At 61.2% G+C, this 16,362-nt stretch carries 15 protein-coding genes; 13 read left to right on the top strand and 2 right to left on the bottom strand.

Translation table 11 applies throughout. The features are described 5' to 3' along the window. Positions 1-8: 8 nt before the first annotated feature. The 10 genes from Q7V03_RS16255 (at position 9) to Q7V03_RS16210 (ending at position 12,135) form a co-directional block, all read left to right on the top strand. Positions 9-1,145 carry a saccharopine dehydrogenase family protein gene (locus Q7V03_RS16255; RefSeq protein ID WP_304926637.1) on the top strand — a complete coding sequence of 379 codons (1,137 nt, stop codon included), beginning with the start codon at positions 9-11 and terminating at the stop codon, positions 1,143-1,145. A gap of 231 nt (positions 1,146-1,376) precedes the next feature. Then, positions 1,377-3,116, top strand: coding sequence for a heparinase II/III family protein (locus tag Q7V03_RS16250; protein ID WP_304926636.1), 1,740 nt, complete (start codon positions 1,377-1,379; stop codon positions 3,114-3,116). A gap of 15 nt (positions 3,117-3,131) precedes the next feature. Next, positions 3,132-4,718, top strand: coding sequence for a bifunctional phosphoribosylaminoimidazolecarboxamide formyltransferase/IMP cyclohydrolase (purH, locus tag Q7V03_RS16245; RefSeq protein WP_304926635.1), 1,587 nt, complete (start codon positions 3,132-3,134; stop codon positions 4,716-4,718). Between the two features lies 1 nt (position 4,719). Beyond that, complete coding sequence (lspA, locus tag Q7V03_RS16240; protein ID WP_304926634.1) at positions 4,720-5,217, top strand: signal peptidase II; 498 nt, start codon at positions 4,720-4,722, stop codon at positions 5,215-5,217. Positions 5,218-5,273: 56 nt separating this feature from the next. Beyond that, the gene (locus Q7V03_RS16235) at positions 5,274-5,795 is read left to right on the top strand and encodes a DUF3035 domain-containing protein (RefSeq protein ID WP_304926633.1); all 522 of its coding nucleotides are present in this window, start codon (positions 5,274-5,276) and stop codon (positions 5,793-5,795) included. A 77-nt stretch (positions 5,796-5,872) separates the two neighbouring features. Then, complete coding sequence (locus tag Q7V03_RS16230) at positions 5,873-7,207, top strand: pitrilysin family protein (RefSeq protein WP_304926632.1); 1,335 nt, start codon at positions 5,873-5,875, stop codon at positions 7,205-7,207. 20 nt (positions 7,208-7,227) lie between these two features. Then, entirely contained in the window at positions 7,228-8,532 is a 1,305-nt protein-coding gene (locus tag Q7V03_RS16225) for a pitrilysin family protein (protein WP_304926674.1), read from the top strand. Between the two features lie 44 nt (positions 8,533-8,576). Then, positions 8,577-10,424 (top strand): DNA mismatch repair endonuclease MutL, encoded by a 1,848-nt coding sequence (mutL, locus tag Q7V03_RS16220; protein WP_304926631.1) that lies wholly within the window; start codon positions 8,577-8,579, stop codon positions 10,422-10,424. Then, positions 10,421-11,596, top strand: a complete 1,176-nt coding sequence (locus Q7V03_RS16215; protein WP_304926630.1) for a DNA recombination protein RmuC — start codon at positions 10,421-10,423, stop codon at positions 11,594-11,596. Before mutL ends, Q7V03_RS16215 begins: the two co-directional genes overlap by 4 nt. A gap of 20 nt (positions 11,597-11,616) precedes the next feature. After that, positions 11,617-12,135: a HutD family protein gene (locus tag Q7V03_RS16210; RefSeq protein WP_304926629.1), complete on the top strand. Its 519-nt coding sequence runs from the start codon at positions 11,617-11,619 to the stop codon at positions 12,133-12,135. Positions 12,136-12,159: 24 nt separating this feature from the next. On the opposite strand, the gene Q7V03_RS16205 is transcribed toward Q7V03_RS16210, so the two are convergent. Beyond that, positions 12,160-12,807 carry a ChrR family anti-sigma-E factor gene (locus Q7V03_RS16205; protein ID WP_304926628.1) on the bottom strand — a complete coding sequence of 216 codons (648 nt, stop codon included), beginning with the start codon at positions 12,805-12,807 and terminating at the stop codon, positions 12,160-12,162. Positions 12,808-12,816: 9 nt separating this feature from the next. Further along, positions 12,817-13,371: a sigma-70 family RNA polymerase sigma factor gene (locus Q7V03_RS16200; RefSeq protein ID WP_370651148.1), complete on the bottom strand. Its 555-nt coding sequence runs from the start codon at positions 13,369-13,371 to the stop codon at positions 12,817-12,819. Between the two features lie 174 nt (positions 13,372-13,545). Between Q7V03_RS16200 and Q7V03_RS16195 the strand changes: the two genes are divergently transcribed. Genes Q7V03_RS16195 through Q7V03_RS16185 form a run of 3 tightly spaced genes read left to right on the top strand, consistent with a single transcriptional unit; the run spans position 13,546 to position 16,343 of the window. After that, on the top strand, positions 13,546-14,847 hold the full coding sequence (locus Q7V03_RS16195) for an NAD(P)/FAD-dependent oxidoreductase (RefSeq protein WP_304926627.1): 1,302 nt from the start codon (positions 13,546-13,548) through the stop codon (positions 14,845-14,847). Then, entirely contained in the window at positions 14,844-15,593 is a 750-nt protein-coding gene (locus Q7V03_RS16190) for a DUF1365 domain-containing protein (RefSeq protein ID WP_304926626.1), read from the top strand. Before Q7V03_RS16195 ends, Q7V03_RS16190 begins: the two co-directional genes overlap by 4 nt. A gap of 9 nt (positions 15,594-15,602) precedes the next feature. Then, a complete protein-coding gene (locus Q7V03_RS16185) occupies positions 15,603-16,343 on the top strand; it encodes an SDR family oxidoreductase (protein ID WP_304926625.1) in 741 nt (246 codons plus the stop codon). Positions 16,344-16,362 lie beyond the last annotated feature (19 nt).

Raw genomic sequence — 16,362 nt, 5'->3', positions numbered from 1 at the left:
GTGCGAATATGACGATTCATTGGTGCGGTACGGGGTTGTCCTCGGCTCCGGGTCTGCGGCGGCTGATTGAGAATGGCCATCAGGTTGTGGTGTGGAACCGCACCGTTGAGAAGGCGCAGGAGGCGGTGGGCGATCTGGGCGCGGATATTCGCGCCTATTCGCTAGAGGCTTTGGCGAGCGCTTTGCAGCCGGGCGATATTGCGATTTCGATGCTGCCCGCCGATCAGCATGTGGCGATTGCGCAGACTTGTCTGGATAAAGGCGCGCATTTTGTGTCGTCGTCCTACATCGCCCCCGAGATGAAGGCGTTGGATCAGGCGTTCCGCGATGCGGGTTTGGTCTCGGTCAATGAGGTGGGCTTAGACCCCGGCATTGACCATTTGATGGCGCATGATCTGGTGGCGCGCTATCGGGCTTCAAAAGCCTATCACGTTGATAACGTGCTGTCTTTCACCAGCTATTGCGGCGGTGTGCCGAAGATTCCGAACCCGTTCCGCTATAAGTTTTCCTGGGCTCCGCTGGGAGTGTTGAAGGCGTTGCGTTCGCCGTCGCGCAGCCTGCGGAATTTCAGCGAGTTGCGGGTCAACCGGCCTTGGGATGCGATCACCAAGTATGACGCGCCGCTGCCGGTGCCGGAAAGCTTTGAGGTGTATCCCAACCGCGACAGCTATCCGTTCATGGAAGATTACCGGTTTGATCCCGACTGGAAGGTCAAGGATTTTGTGCGTGGCACCATCCGCTTGAACGGCTGGCAGGACGCGTGGACCCCGGTGTTCCGCGAAATTGAAACGCTGGAAGGCCCGTCGGGTGATGCGCGGTTGGCCGAGATGGCGGCGCAGTTTGTCGCCGAGAACTCCTACGCGCCGGGCGAGCCGGATCGGGTGATCTTGTTCGTGTCGCTGAAGGCCGAGCGCGATGGTCGCCCGGTGTTCCATGAGACCTGGGCGATGGATGCCTGGGGCGATGCACGGGGTTCTGCTATGGCGCGGCTGGTGTCGACCCCGGTGTCTTTCGCGGTGGAATCGGTGATGAAGCGCGAGATTGCGGTGGGCGTGCATGGTGCGCCACATGATCCAAAATTGCTGGACGGCTGGTTGGGTCAGGTGCGCGGGTTGGCGCAGTATATGGAGCGGGTGCAGCACTGACCTGATAGGCGGTGCCGCCTTGGGGGGCATCGAGCCCCCGCTCGGCGGCTTTGGCGCGGGTTGGCGGGCCGGGCGTGATGCCCGGCCTTTGGCTGGCATCGGCGGCTGAACGCTCCGCGGGGAGTATTTCAGAAAGAGCAATCGCCGGGGCGGGTGACATATTGGCCGGGCGGCGCTATGCTGGCTGCCTATGATCCGCGTATAAGCGGGCTGGCAGGTTACAGGAACAGTATGAAACGCACCCCCGGCAGGGCAAGGCTTGGCAATCGGCTGGCGATGTGGCGCGCGTTGCGGGCCCAAGCTGCGACCGGGTTTGTGTCGCAGCCAGAGCCGCGCTCGATCGGGCTTTACGCGCGCGGGCGGCAGTTGGTGGCGGGGAATTTCCAGTTTGCCGGGCAGTTGGTGGCAGCGCCGGGGGCCTCGATTTGGGATGTAGCGCTGGATGATCCGGGGGCACCTGCCGAGACGCACGGGTTTTTGTGGCTGGATGATCTGGCAGCCTTGGGCGATTTCGCCGCCCGAACCCGCGCACAGGACTGGACTTGGGGCTGGATCACGCGGTTTGGTCGGGGTCAGGGGCCGGGGTGGACGCCGGATCTGACGGGTCGGCGGCTGATCCGCTGGATCAACCATGCGCTGCTGTTGTTGCAGGGGCGGGATCGGGCACAATCAGAGGCGTATTATCGCAGTCTGTCGGCGCAGGTGGTGTTTTTGTCGCGGCGCTGGGCCTATTCGGCACCGGGGTTGCCGCGGTTTGAGGCGCTGACCGGGCTGATCTATGCCGGGTTGGCGCTGACCGGGATGGAGGCGCGGGTGCGGCCTGCGGTGGCGGCGCTGGCGCTGGAATGTGGCCGCGAGATTGACGCAATGGGCGGGATTCCAACGCGGAACCCTGAGGAGTTGCTGGAGGTGTTCACGCTGCTGACTTGGGCCGAGCAGGCGTTGTCGGAAGCCGGGCATACGCCTCCGCCTGCTTTGGTCGCGGCGTTGGAGCGGATTGCGCCGTCATTGCGGGCATTGCGGCATGCCGATGGTGGGCTGGCGCGGTTTCATGGCGGCGGGCGCGGGATGGAGGGGCGGCTGGATCTGGCGCTGGCGGCAACCGGGGTAAAGCCGGGGCCGAGTGTGGGGCTTGGTTTGGCCATGGGGTTTGCGCGGTTGGCGGAAGCGCGCACCACGGTGATTGTGGATGCGGCGCGCCCGCCGGGGGGGGCGGCGGGGATCTGGGCGCATGCCTCGACTGCGGCGTTTGAGCTGACTTCGGGGCGGCGTCCGGTGATCGTCAACTGTGGATCAGGTGCGCCGTTTGGAGCGGAGTGGCGGCAGGCGGGGCGGGCCACGGCGTCGCATGCGACTTTGGCGGTGGAGGGCTATTCTTCAAGCCGCTTGAAGCCGGGGCCGAGGCTGGCGTTTGGGCAGGATGCTTTGGTGGAGCGCGCGCAGGTCACGTCGCTGCGTCAGGGCCAGATGTCCGATGGCCTGCACCTATATATGGCGCATTCGGGCTGGTCGGCCACGCACGGGTTGACGCATTCGCGCGAATTGTTGCTGACGACGAACGGGCGGAAGTTGTCGGGACTTGATGCGCTGACTGCCCGTACGCAGGCCGAGCGCGCCCGGTTTGAGCGGCTGATGAATGAAGCGCAACTGCAGGGCGCGGGCTTTGCCGTGCGATTCCATTTGCACCCGGATGTCGATGCGGCGCTGGATATGGGTGGGGCGGCGGTTTCCCTTGCCTTAAAAAGCGGCGAAATTTGGGTGTTCCGACATGATGGTATCGCGACTTTGACGCTGGAGCCTTCGGTTTTTCTGGAAAAGGGTCGTCTGAAACCGCGTCTGACGCGGCAGATCGTCCTTTCGGCCCGCGCGACGGAGTTAGAGACGCAGATCGGCTGGACCTTGGCGAAAGCACAGGATACTCCGCTGGCCATCCGGGATCTGGACCGCGACGAGATGCCGGTTCCGATCTGACTTGAAAGGGCTGACATGACCAATCTTGTTCCCATTGGCCGCGCGCTGATTTCCGTATCCGATAAATCTGGATTGTTGGACCTTGCCCGCGCGTTGGCCGCACAAGGGGTGGAGTTGATCTCTACCGGCGGCACCAGCGGCATGTTGCGGACCGCAGGGCTGAAAGTGCGCGATGTGTCTGATGTGACGGGTTTCCCCGAGATGATGGATGGCCGGGTCAAGACCCTGCACCCGAATGTGCATGGCGCTTTGCTGGCGCTGCGCGACGATGATGAGCATTTGCTGGCGATGGCGGCGCATGGCATTGAGCCGATTGATCTGCTGATCGTCAATCTTTACCCGTTTGAGGAAACCGTCGCCAAAGGCGCCGATCATGACACCTGCATCGAGAATATCGACATCGGCGGGCCTGCGATGATCAGGGCGGCGTCAAAGAACCACCGCTTTGTCACGGTTGTGACCGATCCTGCCGATTATGCGGGTTTGATTGATCAGATGAAGGCGCATGATGGCGCGACCACTTTGGCCTTCCGTCAAAAGCTGGCGCTGGCGGCTTATTCCCGCACTGCTGCCTATGATACTGCTGTTGCGGGCTGGTTGTCGGGGCAGTTCAATCAGCCGTTCACGCGCTCTAAATCCTTCGGGGGTGTGCTGGCACAGGGCTTGCGCTATGGCGAGAATCCGCATCAGGCGGCGGCGTTTTATACCGATGGATCGAAGCGCGAAGGTGTGGCGACCGCAAAGCAATGGCAGGGCAAGGAACTGTCTTACAACAACATCAACGACACCGACGCGGCGTTTGAACTGGTGGCAGAGTTTGCGGGGGCGGGCCCGGCTTGTGCGATTATCAAGCATGCGAACCCGTGCGGGGTGGGTAAGGCGGCGTCGCTGAAAGAGGCTTACTTGCGCGCTTATGCCTGCGATCAGACCAGTGCTTTTGGTGGTATTGTCGCGTTGAACCAGCCACTGGATGCCGAAACCGCCGAGGAGATCGTGAAGATTTTCACCGAAGTGGTGATTGCGCCGGGGGCGTCAGATGAAGCCAAGGCGATCTTTGCGGCCAAGAAAAACCTGCGGCTGTTGACCACCAAGGGCCTGCCGGACCCTGCCGAGAAATCTTTGGCTTTCAAGCAGGTTGCGGGCGGGTTTCTTGTGCAGGACCGCGATGTGGACAGCATCACCGCTGCCGATCTGAAAGTGGTCACCAAACGCGCACCGACCGAGGCAGAGCTTGCGGACCTGTTGTTTGCATGGAAAGTTGCCAAGCATGTGAAATCGAACGCCATCGTCTATGTGAAGGATGGCGCGACCGTGGGTGTGGGGGCAGGCCAGATGAGCCGGATTGATTCGACCCGTATCGCGGCGCGCAAAGCCGGTGATATGGCCGACGTTTTGAGCCTAAGCCAAAGCCCCACGGTGGGGTCGGTTGTGGCGTCGGATGCGTTCTTCCCGTTCGCCGATGGGCTGTTGGCTGCGGCGGAAGCAGGCGCTACGGCGATCATCCAACCCGGCGGCTCGATGCGCGATGATGAGGTGATTGCGGCAGCCGATGCAGCGGGCCTTGCCATGGTGTTCACCGATCAGCGGCATTTCCGGCACTAGGATGCGCGCACTTTCCCTCACCGCGATTGTCGTGTTTCTGCTGGATCAGCTGAGCAAACTCGGCGTCATCCGCCTGCTGTCGATCCGCGAGCGTGGCGAGATCGAAGTGCTTGATCCGCTGCTCAATTTCCGCTGGGCCGAGAATCGCGGCGTCAACTTTGGCCTGTTCGCCAACAGCGCTGATCTCATGCGCTGGGTGCTGATCGCGGTGGCCATAGCCATCTCGGCTTGGGTGCTGATCTGGTTGCGGCGCGAACGCCCCGGCAAATGGGCAATGATCTCGGGCGGGCTGCTGATCGGTGGCGCTTTGGGCAATGTGGTGGACCGCATCGCTTACGGTTATGTCGCGGATTTTCTGACGATGTCGTGCTGCGGGTATGAAAACCCCTATTCGTTCAACGTCGCCGATATCGCAATCTTTGCAGGTGCCTTGGGTTTGGTGGTGTTTGGCGGCAAATCCACCAAGCCCGCGCGCGTCAAGCGGCGAAAGACCCCGTGACGCGGGCGGGATCATAGGCTAAGACGACGATGGTAAGGCTTGGTGGAGGCAGCAATATGCGATCAGCAAAGGTGGTTCTCGCGTTCGCGGGCGCAGCGTTGTTGGCGCTTGCGGCCTGCAGCGACAAAGCGCCCGATCTGATGAACCTGCGGTCTGACAGCAACGGCCCGGATGAATTCGCAATTCTGCCGCCGAAGGCGTTGGATCTGCCGATCTCGCTTGCCGACCTGCCCGCCCCCACGCCGGGCGGTGCCAACCTGACAGATCCGAACCCGCAGGGCGACGCCATCACCGCTTTGGGCGGCACCCCCCCCGCCACCAACGGCGTCAGCGATGCGGGGCTGTACAACTATGCCACCCGGCAGGGCGTGACCCCCGGTATCCGCGCCACGCTGGCCTCTGAAGATCTGGAATTCCGCAAGAAGAACAATGGCCGCCCGTTAGAGCGCCTGTTCAACCTGAACGTCTATTACAAAGCCTATGCCAAACAGTCGCTGGACCAGCATGCCGAACTGGCACGTTGGCGGGCAGCCGGTGCGCGCACCCCCTCGGCCCCACCGCGCAACAAGGGCGAGTGATCACAACCCCGTTGCCCCGGCTTTCGCAGGGCGGGCATTGCGGTTAGCGTGCGTCCTGTAATCCACGGAGGACCGCGATGCTTCGCCCCCTTGGCCGCGCTATGCTCGGCCTTCTTTGCCTGTCTATGCCCGCAAGCGCCGACACGGTCAGCAGTTTCACCCTAGATAACGGCCTGCAAGTTGTGGTGATTGAAGATCACCGCGCGCCTGTTGTCACCCAAATGGTCTGGTACAAGATCGGCCGCGCTGATGAGGTCGCAGGCCATTCCGGCATCGCGCATTTCTTTGAACATCTGATGTTCAAAGGCACCGCGAAAGTGCCCACGGGTGAGTTTTCGGCCACGGTCGAAAAGCAGGGCGGCAATGACAACGCCTTCACCACTCAGGATTATACAGCGTATTTCCAGCGGGTTGCTGCTGATCGGCTTGATCTGATGATGCAGATGGAATCCGACCGCATGCTCAATCTGAACATGTCGGAAGAAGATGTGACCACCGAGCGTCAGGTGATCTTGGAAGAACGCGGTCAGCGCACCGATTCTGATCCCGGCAGCCTGCTGCAAGAACAAATGTCCGCCGCGCAATATCTGAACCACCCCTACGGCATCCCGGTGATCGGTTGGCGCGCAGAAATCGCGGGGCTGACGCGCGACGATGCGATCAACTTTTATCGCGCCTATTACGCGCCGAACAACGCCATCCTGATTGTCGCGGGCGATGTGAAGCCGGATGATGTGTTGGCTTTGGCGCAAAAATACTACGGTCCGTTGCCGCCATCTGATAAAATCAAGCCGCGTGAGCGCCCGCAAGAGCCGCCACAACTGGCCGAGCGCCGCTTGGTGCTGGCAGATCAGCGTGTCGCCCAACCCTATGTCGCGCGCAGCTATATGGCCCCCGAGCGCAACCCCGGCGACCAAAAGCAGGCCGCCGCTTTGGCGGTGCTGGCCGATCTTCTGGGTGGCTCTGGCACCACCTCGGTGCTGACCAAAGCCTTGCAGTTTGACAGCCAAACTGCGGTTTATTCCTCGGCCTATTACGATGGCGTTTCGGTAGATCCGCAAACCTTCGGCCTTGTTGTGGTGCCTGCCGAGGGTGTGTCCTTGGCAGATGCCGAAGCTGCGATGGACAAAGTGATCGCCACATTCATGAAGGATGGCGTCAACGCCGACGATTTCGCCCGCATCAAAACCCAAATTCGCGCCGGCCAAATCTATGCCCGCGACGATGCAGGCGGCTTGGCACGCAGCTATGGTGAGGCGCTCGCCGTTGGGCTTTCGGTCAAGGATGTGCAGGATTGGCCCGATGTGCTGCAAGCCGTGACGCCCGAAGATGTGATGGCCGCAGCCAAGCTGGTCTTCAACCGCGATCAGGCCGTGACCGGCTGGTTGACCACCAAGGAGGCCGCACAATGACCCGCCACATCTTCCCGCGTATGATCTGGCGCGCGGCTGCCGTGCTGCTGGCCTTGACCTCGCCTTTGCACGCCGAGGTGAATATCCAGCCTGTCACCTCTCCGGGTGGCATCAAAGCCTGGCTGGTCGAAGATCACGGCATCCCGTTCACCGCGCTGGAAATTCGCTTCAAGGGCGGCACGTCATTGGATGCGCCCGAGGCCCGTGGTGCGGTCAATCTGATGACCGCGCTGATCGAGGAAGGTGCCGGCGCGCTGGATAGCCAGGGTTTTGCCGCCGCCCGTGATGGCCTTGCCGCCAGCTTCCAGTTCAGCAGCGATCAGGATGGCATTTCTGTTTCAAGCCATTTCCTGACCGAGAATCGGGATCAGGCGACGGCCCTGCTGCACGAGGCTTTGACCAAACCGCGCTTTGACCAAGACGCGGTAGACCGGGTGCGCGAACAGGTTTTGTCGGGTCTGCGCTCTGATGCCAAAGACCCCGGCGCCATTGCCGCAAACCTTGAGCGCGCGCGCAGCTTTGGCGACCATCCCTACGCATCGGATGGCTCTGGCACGATCAAAAGCGTCACCGCCCTCACCCGCGATGACATTGAACTGGCGTTTCACGAGGCCATCGCGCGCGATCGCATCACCGTTGCCGCTGCTGGCGACATTACCGCGATCGAGTTGGGCGAACTTCTCGACAAATTGCTTGGCGATCTGCCCGCTCAGGGCGCACCGCAGCCGCCAGATGCCACTTTGCAGACCAAAGGCGGCATCACCGTGCAAGACTTCCCCGGCCCGCAGTCGATGATTATTTTCGGCCAAGGTGGTCTGAAGTTCTCTGACCCCGATTATTTCGCCGCAAGCCTGCTGAACGAAATTCTGGGCGGCGGGCGTTTTTCTGCCCGCTTGATGTCCGAAGTGCGTGAAAAACGCGGCCTTACCTATGGCATCGGCACCAGCTTGGCGGCCTATGATCATGCCGAAGTGCTGGTGGGCCAGTTCCAAGCCAGCAATGAAAAGGTCGCCGAAGCGATCAAGGTCATCCGCGACGAATGGGCGAAAATCGCCATGGATGGCGTGACGGCTGACGAACTCGCCAACGCCAAAACCTATATGACCGGGGCCTATCCGCTGCGGTTTGACGGCAACGACACCATCGCGTCGATTCTTGTCGGGATGCAAGATCTGGGTCTTCCGTCTGACTATGCGAAAACCCGCAACGCCCGGGTTGAAGCCGTCACACTGGAAGATGTCAAACGCGTCGCCGCCCGCTTGATCAAACCCGATGATCTGCATTTCATCGTGGTGGGCCAACCGACTGGCGTGGCGAACGAATAGCGAATCTGTGGAGGTTTTCCCCGCAGGCTGCTAGAACTGGGGGCATGACGCTGCATGCCCCCAACATACGCCCCATCATTCGCGCGCTGGATGAAGCCGCCATCAACCGCATCGCAGCGGGGGAAGTGGTCGAACGTCCGGCTTCTGCCGTCAAAGAACTGGTCGAAAACGCCTTAGACGCAGGCGCTCAGCGCATCGCGGTCGAATATTCCGCAGGCGGCAAGGTGTTGATTCGGGTCAGTGATGACGGTTGCGGCATGACGCCCGATGACCTTCCGCTTGCCATCGCCCGCCATGCCACCTCGAAAATCGACGGCTCCGACCTGCTGAACATCCGTTCTTTCGGTTTCCGGGGCGAGGCGCTGGCAAGCCTCGGTTCTGTCGGCCGCCTCACCCTGACCTCCCGCGCGGAAGGCTACGACGGGGCCAGCCTTACCGTCTCTGGCGGCCGCCAAGCCGAAGTTCGCCCCGCCGCAGCCACCCGTGGCACCACCGTTGAACTGCGCGATCTGTTCTACGCCACCCCGGCCCGGCTGAAATTTCTGCGCACCGACCGCAGCGAATCCCAAGCCATTGCTGAAGTGATCAAACGCCTTGCGATGGCCGAACCGCAAGTCGGCTTCACCCTGACGGAAATCAGCGAAGCCGACTCCCCCCGCATCCTGTTCCGCGCCGATCGCCAATCGGGGGATTTCTTCGACGCGCTGCACAGCCGCCTTGCCCATGTCTTGGGCCGCGATTTCATCGACAATGCCCTGAAAATCGACGTGGAACGCGATGGCCTGCGTCTGACAGGCTACGCCGCCCTGCCGACCTATTCGCGCGGATCTTCGGTGCAACAATTCGTCTGCGTCAACGGTCGTCCGGTGCTGGACCGCAATCTGCTCGGGGCGCTGCGCGTCGCCTATTACGACTTTCTCAGCCGGGATCGCCACCCCGCCGCCGTGCTGAACCTGATCTGCGACCCCGAGCGGGTTGACGTTAACGTCCACCCCGCCAAATCCGAGGTGCGGTTTCGTGAACCCGAAGCCGCCCGCAGCCTGATCATCACCGGGTTGCGCACCGCCCTGTCCACCGCAGGCCACCGCGCCAGCTCTACCGTCGCCGATGCCACCTTGGCCGCAATGCGCCCGGAAGCCACAGCGCAAACCAGTCTCAACTCCCCCCGCATCTACCAAATGCACCGCCCCAGCGCCGCCAGCTTGGGCCGCGCCTACGCCTATCAAGCGCCCGAGGCGCATGGCTTTCAGACCCCAGGTTTTGCCGAAGCCCCCTCCGCGCGCATCGAACCCGCTTTGGAAGAGACCACCGACCGCCCATTGGGGGCCGCCCGCGCGCAGGTGCATGAGAACTACATCATCGCCCAAACCGCCACCGGCATGGTGATCGTTGATCAACACGCGGCGCATGAGCGGCTGGTTTACGAGCGGCTGAAACGTCAGATGGTGGAAACTGGCATCACAGCCCAAGCCCTGCTGATCCCTGAAATCGTTGAACTTTCCCCCAGCGATGCCACCCGCCTGCTTGACATAGCGCAAGACTTGACGGCATTGGGATTGACCATCGAACCCTTTGGCGGCAATGCCATCGCTGTGCGCGAAACCCCCGCCATCCTTGGAAATGTCTCGGCTGCCGCGCTGCTGCGCGACGTGTTGGATGAACTTACCGACCTTGGCCAAAGCCAATCGCTGCAAACCAAGATGGAGGCGATCCTGTCCCGTATGGCTTGCCACGGCTCGATCCGCTCGGGTCGCCAGATGCGCGCCGAGGAGATGAACGCGCTGCTGCGCGAGATGGAGGCGACCCCCCATTCCGGCCAGTGCAACCATGGACGTCCCACCTATGTCGAACTGAAACTGCACGACATCGAAAGGCTTTTCGGGCGCAGATGATCACTCTTTTTGGCCAAACCTACGCGTGGAACGCGCCGGAAGTCCTGCTGGTTGGCGGGGCTGTTCTGGCGCTTGCGGCCCTCCTCATCCTGATCCTGCGTGCCGCTGGTCGTTCTGCCACTATGGCAGCACCTTTGATGCGGGAAATGGGTTGGCTGGGCAGCCGGGTGCAGGCTTTGGGTGAGGGGCAAGAACGCCTCGCAGGTGGTCTGCATCATGTCAGCGAAAACCAAACCAACGCCCAAACTGCCATGCTGCAACTGATGGAAAAGCGTCTTGCCGAAGTGCAGCGCGCGATGGGCGAAAGCCTGCACGGCACCGCCACCCGCACCGCGCACAGTCTGGGCGAGTTGCAGCAACGCCTGCTGACCATCGACAAAGCCCAAGCCAATATCGAAAAGCTGTCGGGCAACGTGCTGAACCTGCAAGACATTCTTGCAAACAAGCAGGCACGCGGGGCTTTCGGCGAAATTCAACTTAACGACATCGTGCAAAAGGCGCTGCCCTCGGACGCCTACACGATGCAAGCGACGCTATCGAACGGCAAGCGTGCCGATTGTCTGATCCACCTGCCCAATCCACCCGGCCCGATCGTGATCGACGCGAAATTCCCGCTGGAGGCCTATGAGGCTTTGCGCCGCGCCGACAATCCGCGTGCTGTGACCGAAGCCCAAGCGCAACTGCGCGCGGCAGTGCGCGTCCATATCAAAGCGATTTCCGAGAAATACATCCTCGACGGCGAAACCGCCGATGGCGCGCTGATGTTTTTGCCCTCGGAAGCCGTCTATGCCGAGTTGCACGCCAACTTCCCCGAAGTGGTGCGCGATGGCTTCACCGCACGGGTCTGGATCGTCTCGCCCACCACCTGCATGGCGACGCTGAACACCATGCGCGCCGTGCTGAAAGATGCGCGGATGCGCGAACAGGCGGGCGCCATCCGCATGACCCTGCGGCAGTTGCACCGCGATGTGGAACTGGTGGTCGAACGGGTCGAGAAACTCTCGACCCATTTCAACCAAGCCCGCGCCGATCTGGAGGGCATCTCAACCGCCGCCGAGCGCGCAGGCAAACGTGCGGCGCGCTTGGATAATTTCGATTTTGAGGAACTCGGCCCGGTCGACGTGAAGGCCAGCGATCCGACGCCTCTTTTAGGGCCGCAGGCCGCAGAATAACCCTAGCAGAGTATCCGCCTATGATCCGTCACCTGACCCCCGCCGACTACAAGACCATGCCTTGGGCCAATGGCAAAGGTGTCACGGTCGAGATGTTGAAGGACGAGGAGAACGGCCAATTTCTGTGGCGGCTGTCGCGGGCTTCCGTGGTTGAGAACGGTGATTTCTCGCTATTTCCAGGCATCGAGCGTAACCTGACCGTCATCACTGGCCCCGGCTTTGATCTGATCAGCGACGGCCTGCATCTGCCCGCCAAGCCGCTGATCCCCGTGGCTTTTCCGGGAGACATCCCGATCTTCGCCGCAGCCGTTACCGCACCCAGCGACGATTTCAACGTGATGACCGCCCGCCACTTGCCACGCCCCGACGTGGCCGTTATCACAGGCTTCGCGCAGCTGCGCGGCGGCGATATGCTGGCGATCTTCGCGCTGACCGAAGCTACGGTGAATGGCCGCGCGATAGGCCCCTATGACATGATTCTAACAGATCAACCCGCCATTCTGGCTGGCCAAATGATCGCTGTCAGGCTTTTTCGGTAGGGTGGGCTTCAGCGCTCCACCGGTTTAAATCCGAAACAACGGCTGCAACAAGCGTGGAATCAGTGCGTTAAACCGCAAGGGCGCGTCGGTGGCTGCCAGACAAATGCAAGCCTCGCCCGCTTCCGCCACGGGCGTATGCTGCAAATCTTCATTGGCAACCTCAACATCGCCCGGCCCGAAGCGGTCAGCGGCATCGCGGAAGGCACCGCGCAGAACCAGCGTCAACTCGGTGCCACGATGACCGTGGTCGGGCACGGCTTGGCCCGCCGGAATATACAAAAGCCGCGCGGTGGCCCCTTTTGCGGTGGGCAAAATGGCCTGCCGCACGCCCAACCCCAAGTTGCGCCATTTCACTTCCGCCAGACCGCCGCCGATGTAATCCTGCAAAGGAGCCGGAAAATCACCACGTTTTGGCAATGGTTTAGCCATATCTGGCACGCCCAGTCGGGCGATCAGTGATTCTAAAGCGCCATCCGCCATAGCCACATAATCGCCTTCCAACACCGTGCCTTCCAACACGGCGCCGCCCACAGCCTCGAACGCGGCCAACTGGGCGCGGCAGCCGTCGCACATCGATACATGGGTGGCGACCACAAGACTAAACGCCTCGGGCAGGTTTCCCGCTGCGTAGGCCATCAGCAAAGGGTCAGACAGGTGGTGACGGATGCTCATATACATGCCTCAGCTTAGATTTTGACGCAGACGGTCCAGCGCCAGCCGGATCCGAGATTTGATCGTGCCCAAGGGCAGACCGGTCTCAGCCGCGATTTCGGAATGTGACAGATCTGCGTAAAAGGCGCGCTGGATTAGTGCACGTTGCTTTTCAGGCAGATCGGCCATCGCCGCCACCAGCCGCGCGGTTTCCTGACCGGCCTCATAAACATCCGCCTGATCAGGCTCAGTCTCGCCCCAATCCAATTCCTCAGGTTCCGGCCTGCGCGCCTTGCGGGCGACATCAATGCGGCGGTTACGGGCAATGGTGAACACCCAAGTCGCCACTGACGCCCGCGCCGGATCATAAAGCGCGGCCTTGTGCCACAGCACCGCCATCACATCCTGCGCGCAGTCTTCGGCCAAAGCCGCATCGGTGCCGGATTTCATCAAGAATCCCTTGACCCGCGGCGCGAAATGCTGAAACAGCGCCGCAAAGGCGGTCTTGTCCTGACGATCCCGCACAGCGATCATAAGCGCCGTAAAGTCGGTTTCGGTCACGATCTCAATCACTGCATTACCCATTCCACGCAAAACGACCCGCATCGGCGGGGGTATTGACCCATACATGGGCGCATGAGGGGCAAGGTCAAGCAACATAAGACCTTTACGCAGGGATTGCGTATCTGGATCACAATAAAAGATGATCCATCGCCAGAGCACCCGCGTATCACTACAAACAGCAGCACAGGATGCCCCATGCCCTTCGAGACTTTCGGCCAAGCGCCACGCCGGATTGCCATCGTCGGGGGCGGCATCTCTGGCATGGCAGCCGCACATCAACTGGCGTCCGACAACGCCGTGGTGCTGTTTGAAGCCGCGCCGCGTTTGGGCGGCCATGCTCGCACCGTTCTCGCCGGAAAGCGTGGCGATCAGCCCGTCGATACCGGCTTTATCGTGTTCAACAAGGTGAACTATCCGCATCTGTTGAAGATGTTCGAAAGCCTCAACGTCCCCATCGCACCCAGCAACATGAGCTTTGGTGCCTCAATCAACGGCGGTCGGCTGCAATATGCGTTGCGCGATCTCGACAGCCTGTTTGCGCAGCGCCGCAACCTTTTCAGTCCGGCATTCCTGCGGATGTGTCGTGACATCACCCATTTCAACAAACACGCAGGCGCTCTTGCCCAAGACCCCAGCATGACCATCGCTGAACTGCTGCAAGCCCTGGGCACGGGGCCCTATTTCCGCGATTACTATATCTTGCCGCTTTCTGGTGCGATCTGGTCCACCCCGCCGCAAGGCATTCTCGACTTTCCAGCCCAAGCCCTGATCGCGTTCTTCCAAAACCACGCGCTGATGCAAATCTCTGACCAACACCAATGGTTTACCGTGCAGGGCGGCTCTGTCCAATACGTCAGCCGCCTTTCGGATCATCTGCAACGCCACGGTGTCGAACTTCGCCTGTCCACCCCGATCGCGGGCATCAAGCGTCTGCCTGACGGTGTGCTGGTGCGCGCGAAGGGCGGGGAGTGGGAGTTGTTTGACGATCTGATCCTCGCCACTCATTCCGATGATGCGTTGCGGCTGTTGTCTGATCCGACCGAGGCTGAAACCGCTGCCCTTTCGGCGATCCGCTATCAGCCAAACCATGCGATCCTGCACGCCGACGCCAATGTGATGCCAAGTCTGCGCAAGTGCTGGTCGTCATGGGTTTACACCGAACCGAAAGGTGCGCGACCAGACAAGATTGATCTGACCTATTGGATGAACTCGCTGCAACCGATCCCGCAGGATGATCCGCTGTTCGTGACCCTGAACGCCAATCAACCAATTCGTCAAAAACTGATCTATGATCAGGTGACGTTCCGGCATCCGGTCTATGATGGGGCTGCGCTACGGGCGCAGAAGGATATTCGGGCGATGAACGGCAAGCATAATACTTGGTTCTGTGGCGCGTGGATGCGCAATGGCTTCCATGAAGATGGCTTTGCCAGTGCGGTCGATGTGGTGCAGGCGATGCGCGCCCAACCGAACGCGGCGCGGGTTCTGGCTGGATGAGTGGCGTAGACTATATCGCGGGTATGACCTTTCACGGTCGGCGCGGCAGTACAAAAAACCGTTTCGCTTATGGCGTTGATTATGTGCTGCTCAATCCGGAAACTGCGCGCGGGCCTTGGTTGTTTTCGCGCAACCGTGGCAATCTGACTTCGCTGCATGACATCGATCATGGCGGCGCGCCAAAAGCCGGGCGCGGTGTGGCTTGGGTGCGGCAGGTGTTGGCGGAAGCGGGATTACCCGCGGCGTCTCAGATTTTGTTGCTCGCACAGCCGCGGGTGTTGGGTCACGTCTTCAATCCGGTGTCATTCTGGTTATGCAGCGATGCCAAAGGCTTGCGGGTGGTGATTGCCGAAGTGTCAAACACCTTTGGTCAGCGGCACTGCTATCTTTGCCACCGCGATGATCTGGCGCCCTTGACCCGCGACGACACGGTGACGGCACAGAAAATCTTCCATGTTTCACCGTTTCAGCCGGTTGAGGGCAACTATCGCTTCCGCTTTGACATTGCCGCCGACAAGATTGGCATCTGGATCGACTATAGCGCGGGTGACAACGGCTTGATTGCCACCCTGACCGGGCCGCGTACGCCGCTGACCAACAGGGCGATCCTGCTGGCCTGTCTGCGGCGCCCGTTTGGCTCGCGCCGGGTGCAGGCGCTGATCCATTGGCAGGCGCTGAAACTGTGGTGGAAAGGCGCGCGCTACCGCAGTCCGCCTGTGCCGCCCCGCGATGAAATCTCACGTTAGGAAATGGCGATGTATTTCGCAGGCAAACGGTATTGGCTGGTCGGAGCAAGTGAAGGCCTTGGTTTGGCGCTGGCGCAGGCTTTGGCGGCGGAGGGGGCGAAGGTGATCCTGTCCGCCCGCGATCCCGAACGGCTGGCCGAAGCTTGTGGCAAAGTGCCTCGGGCTTCTGCTGTGGTGGTCGATGTCGCCGATGGGCTTTCGGTCAAGGCGGCGGTGGCGGAAGTGGGCGCAGTCGATGGCATGGTGTTTTTGGCAGGGGTTTACTGGCCGATGACCGCGCAGACGGTGGATGCCGTGCAGCTAGAGGCGATGTGCGATGTGAACTTCACGGGCTGCGCGCGGGTGGTGGCGGCGGTGCTACCCGCGATGGTTGCGCGAGGGGCTGGGCATCTGGTTATTACCGGGTCGTTGTCTGGATTTCGAGGCTTGCCGGGGGCTTTGGGATATGCCGCCAGCAAAGCGGGGGTTATGGTCTTGGCCGAGAGCCTATACGCGGATTTGCGGGGGTCTGGGGTGCGTGTGCAGCTGGCCAACCCGGGGTTTATCCGCACACGGCTGACCGCGAAGAATGACTTTTCAATGCCGTTTTTGATGGAACCTGAACAGGCGGCGGCAGAGATGCTGGCTTTGATGAAGTCGGGGCGCTTTAAGCGCAGCTTTCCGAGGGTATTCTCATGGGTATTCCGCGGCAGTCAGTTGCTGCCGGATTGGCTTTACTATCGGATTTTCGCACCGAAAAAGGCCAGCTGACAGGACAGCGTATTAAAAA

The organism is Cypionkella sp. (genome assembly GCF_030652235.1).
Lineage (GTDB): Bacteria > Pseudomonadota > Alphaproteobacteria > Rhodobacterales > Rhodobacteraceae > Cypionkella.
This window is presented reverse-complemented; position numbering and strand designations above follow the sequence as displayed.

What these genes read in the sequence shown, in the direction of transcription:
- Q7V03_RS16255 (WP_304926637.1), top strand. Translation starts at nt 9, where the DNA reads ATGACGATTCATTGGTGCGGTACGGGGTTGTCCTCGGCTCCGGGTCTG.
- Q7V03_RS16250 (WP_304926636.1), top strand. Translation starts at nt 1,377, where the DNA reads ATGAAACGCACCCCCGGCAGGGCAAGGCTTGGCAATCGGCTGGCGATG.
- purH (WP_304926635.1), top strand. Translation starts at nt 3,132, where the DNA reads ATGACCAATCTTGTTCCCATTGGCCGCGCGCTGATTTCCGTATCCGAT.
- lspA (WP_304926634.1), top strand. Translation starts at nt 4,720, where the DNA reads ATGCGCGCACTTTCCCTCACCGCGATTGTCGTGTTTCTGCTGGATCAG.
- Q7V03_RS16235 (WP_304926633.1), top strand. Translation starts at nt 5,274, where the DNA reads ATGCGATCAGCAAAGGTGGTTCTCGCGTTCGCGGGCGCAGCGTTGTTG.
- Q7V03_RS16230 (WP_304926632.1), top strand. Translation starts at nt 5,873, where the DNA reads ATGCTTCGCCCCCTTGGCCGCGCTATGCTCGGCCTTCTTTGCCTGTCT.
- Q7V03_RS16225 (WP_304926674.1), top strand. Translation starts at nt 7,228, where the DNA reads ATGATCTGGCGCGCGGCTGCCGTGCTGCTGGCCTTGACCTCGCCTTTG.
- mutL (WP_304926631.1), top strand. Translation starts at nt 8,577, where the DNA reads ATGACGCTGCATGCCCCCAACATACGCCCCATCATTCGCGCGCTGGAT.
- Q7V03_RS16215 (WP_304926630.1), top strand. Translation starts at nt 10,421, where the DNA reads ATGATCACTCTTTTTGGCCAAACCTACGCGTGGAACGCGCCGGAAGTC.
- Q7V03_RS16210 (WP_304926629.1), top strand. Translation starts at nt 11,617, where the DNA reads ATGATCCGTCACCTGACCCCCGCCGACTACAAGACCATGCCTTGGGCC.
- Q7V03_RS16205 (WP_304926628.1), bottom strand. Translation starts at nt 12,807, where the DNA reads ATGAGCATCCGTCACCACCTGTCTGACCCTTTGCTGATGGCCTACGCA.
- Q7V03_RS16200 (WP_370651148.1), bottom strand. Translation starts at nt 13,371, where the DNA reads ATGGGTAATGCAGTGATTGAGATCGTGACCGAAACCGACTTTACGGCG.
- Q7V03_RS16195 (WP_304926627.1), top strand. Translation starts at nt 13,546, where the DNA reads ATGCCCTTCGAGACTTTCGGCCAAGCGCCACGCCGGATTGCCATCGTC.
- Q7V03_RS16190 (WP_304926626.1), top strand. Translation starts at nt 14,844, where the DNA reads ATGAGTGGCGTAGACTATATCGCGGGTATGACCTTTCACGGTCGGCGC.
- Q7V03_RS16185 (WP_304926625.1), top strand. Translation starts at nt 15,603, where the DNA reads ATGTATTTCGCAGGCAAACGGTATTGGCTGGTCGGAGCAAGTGAAGGC.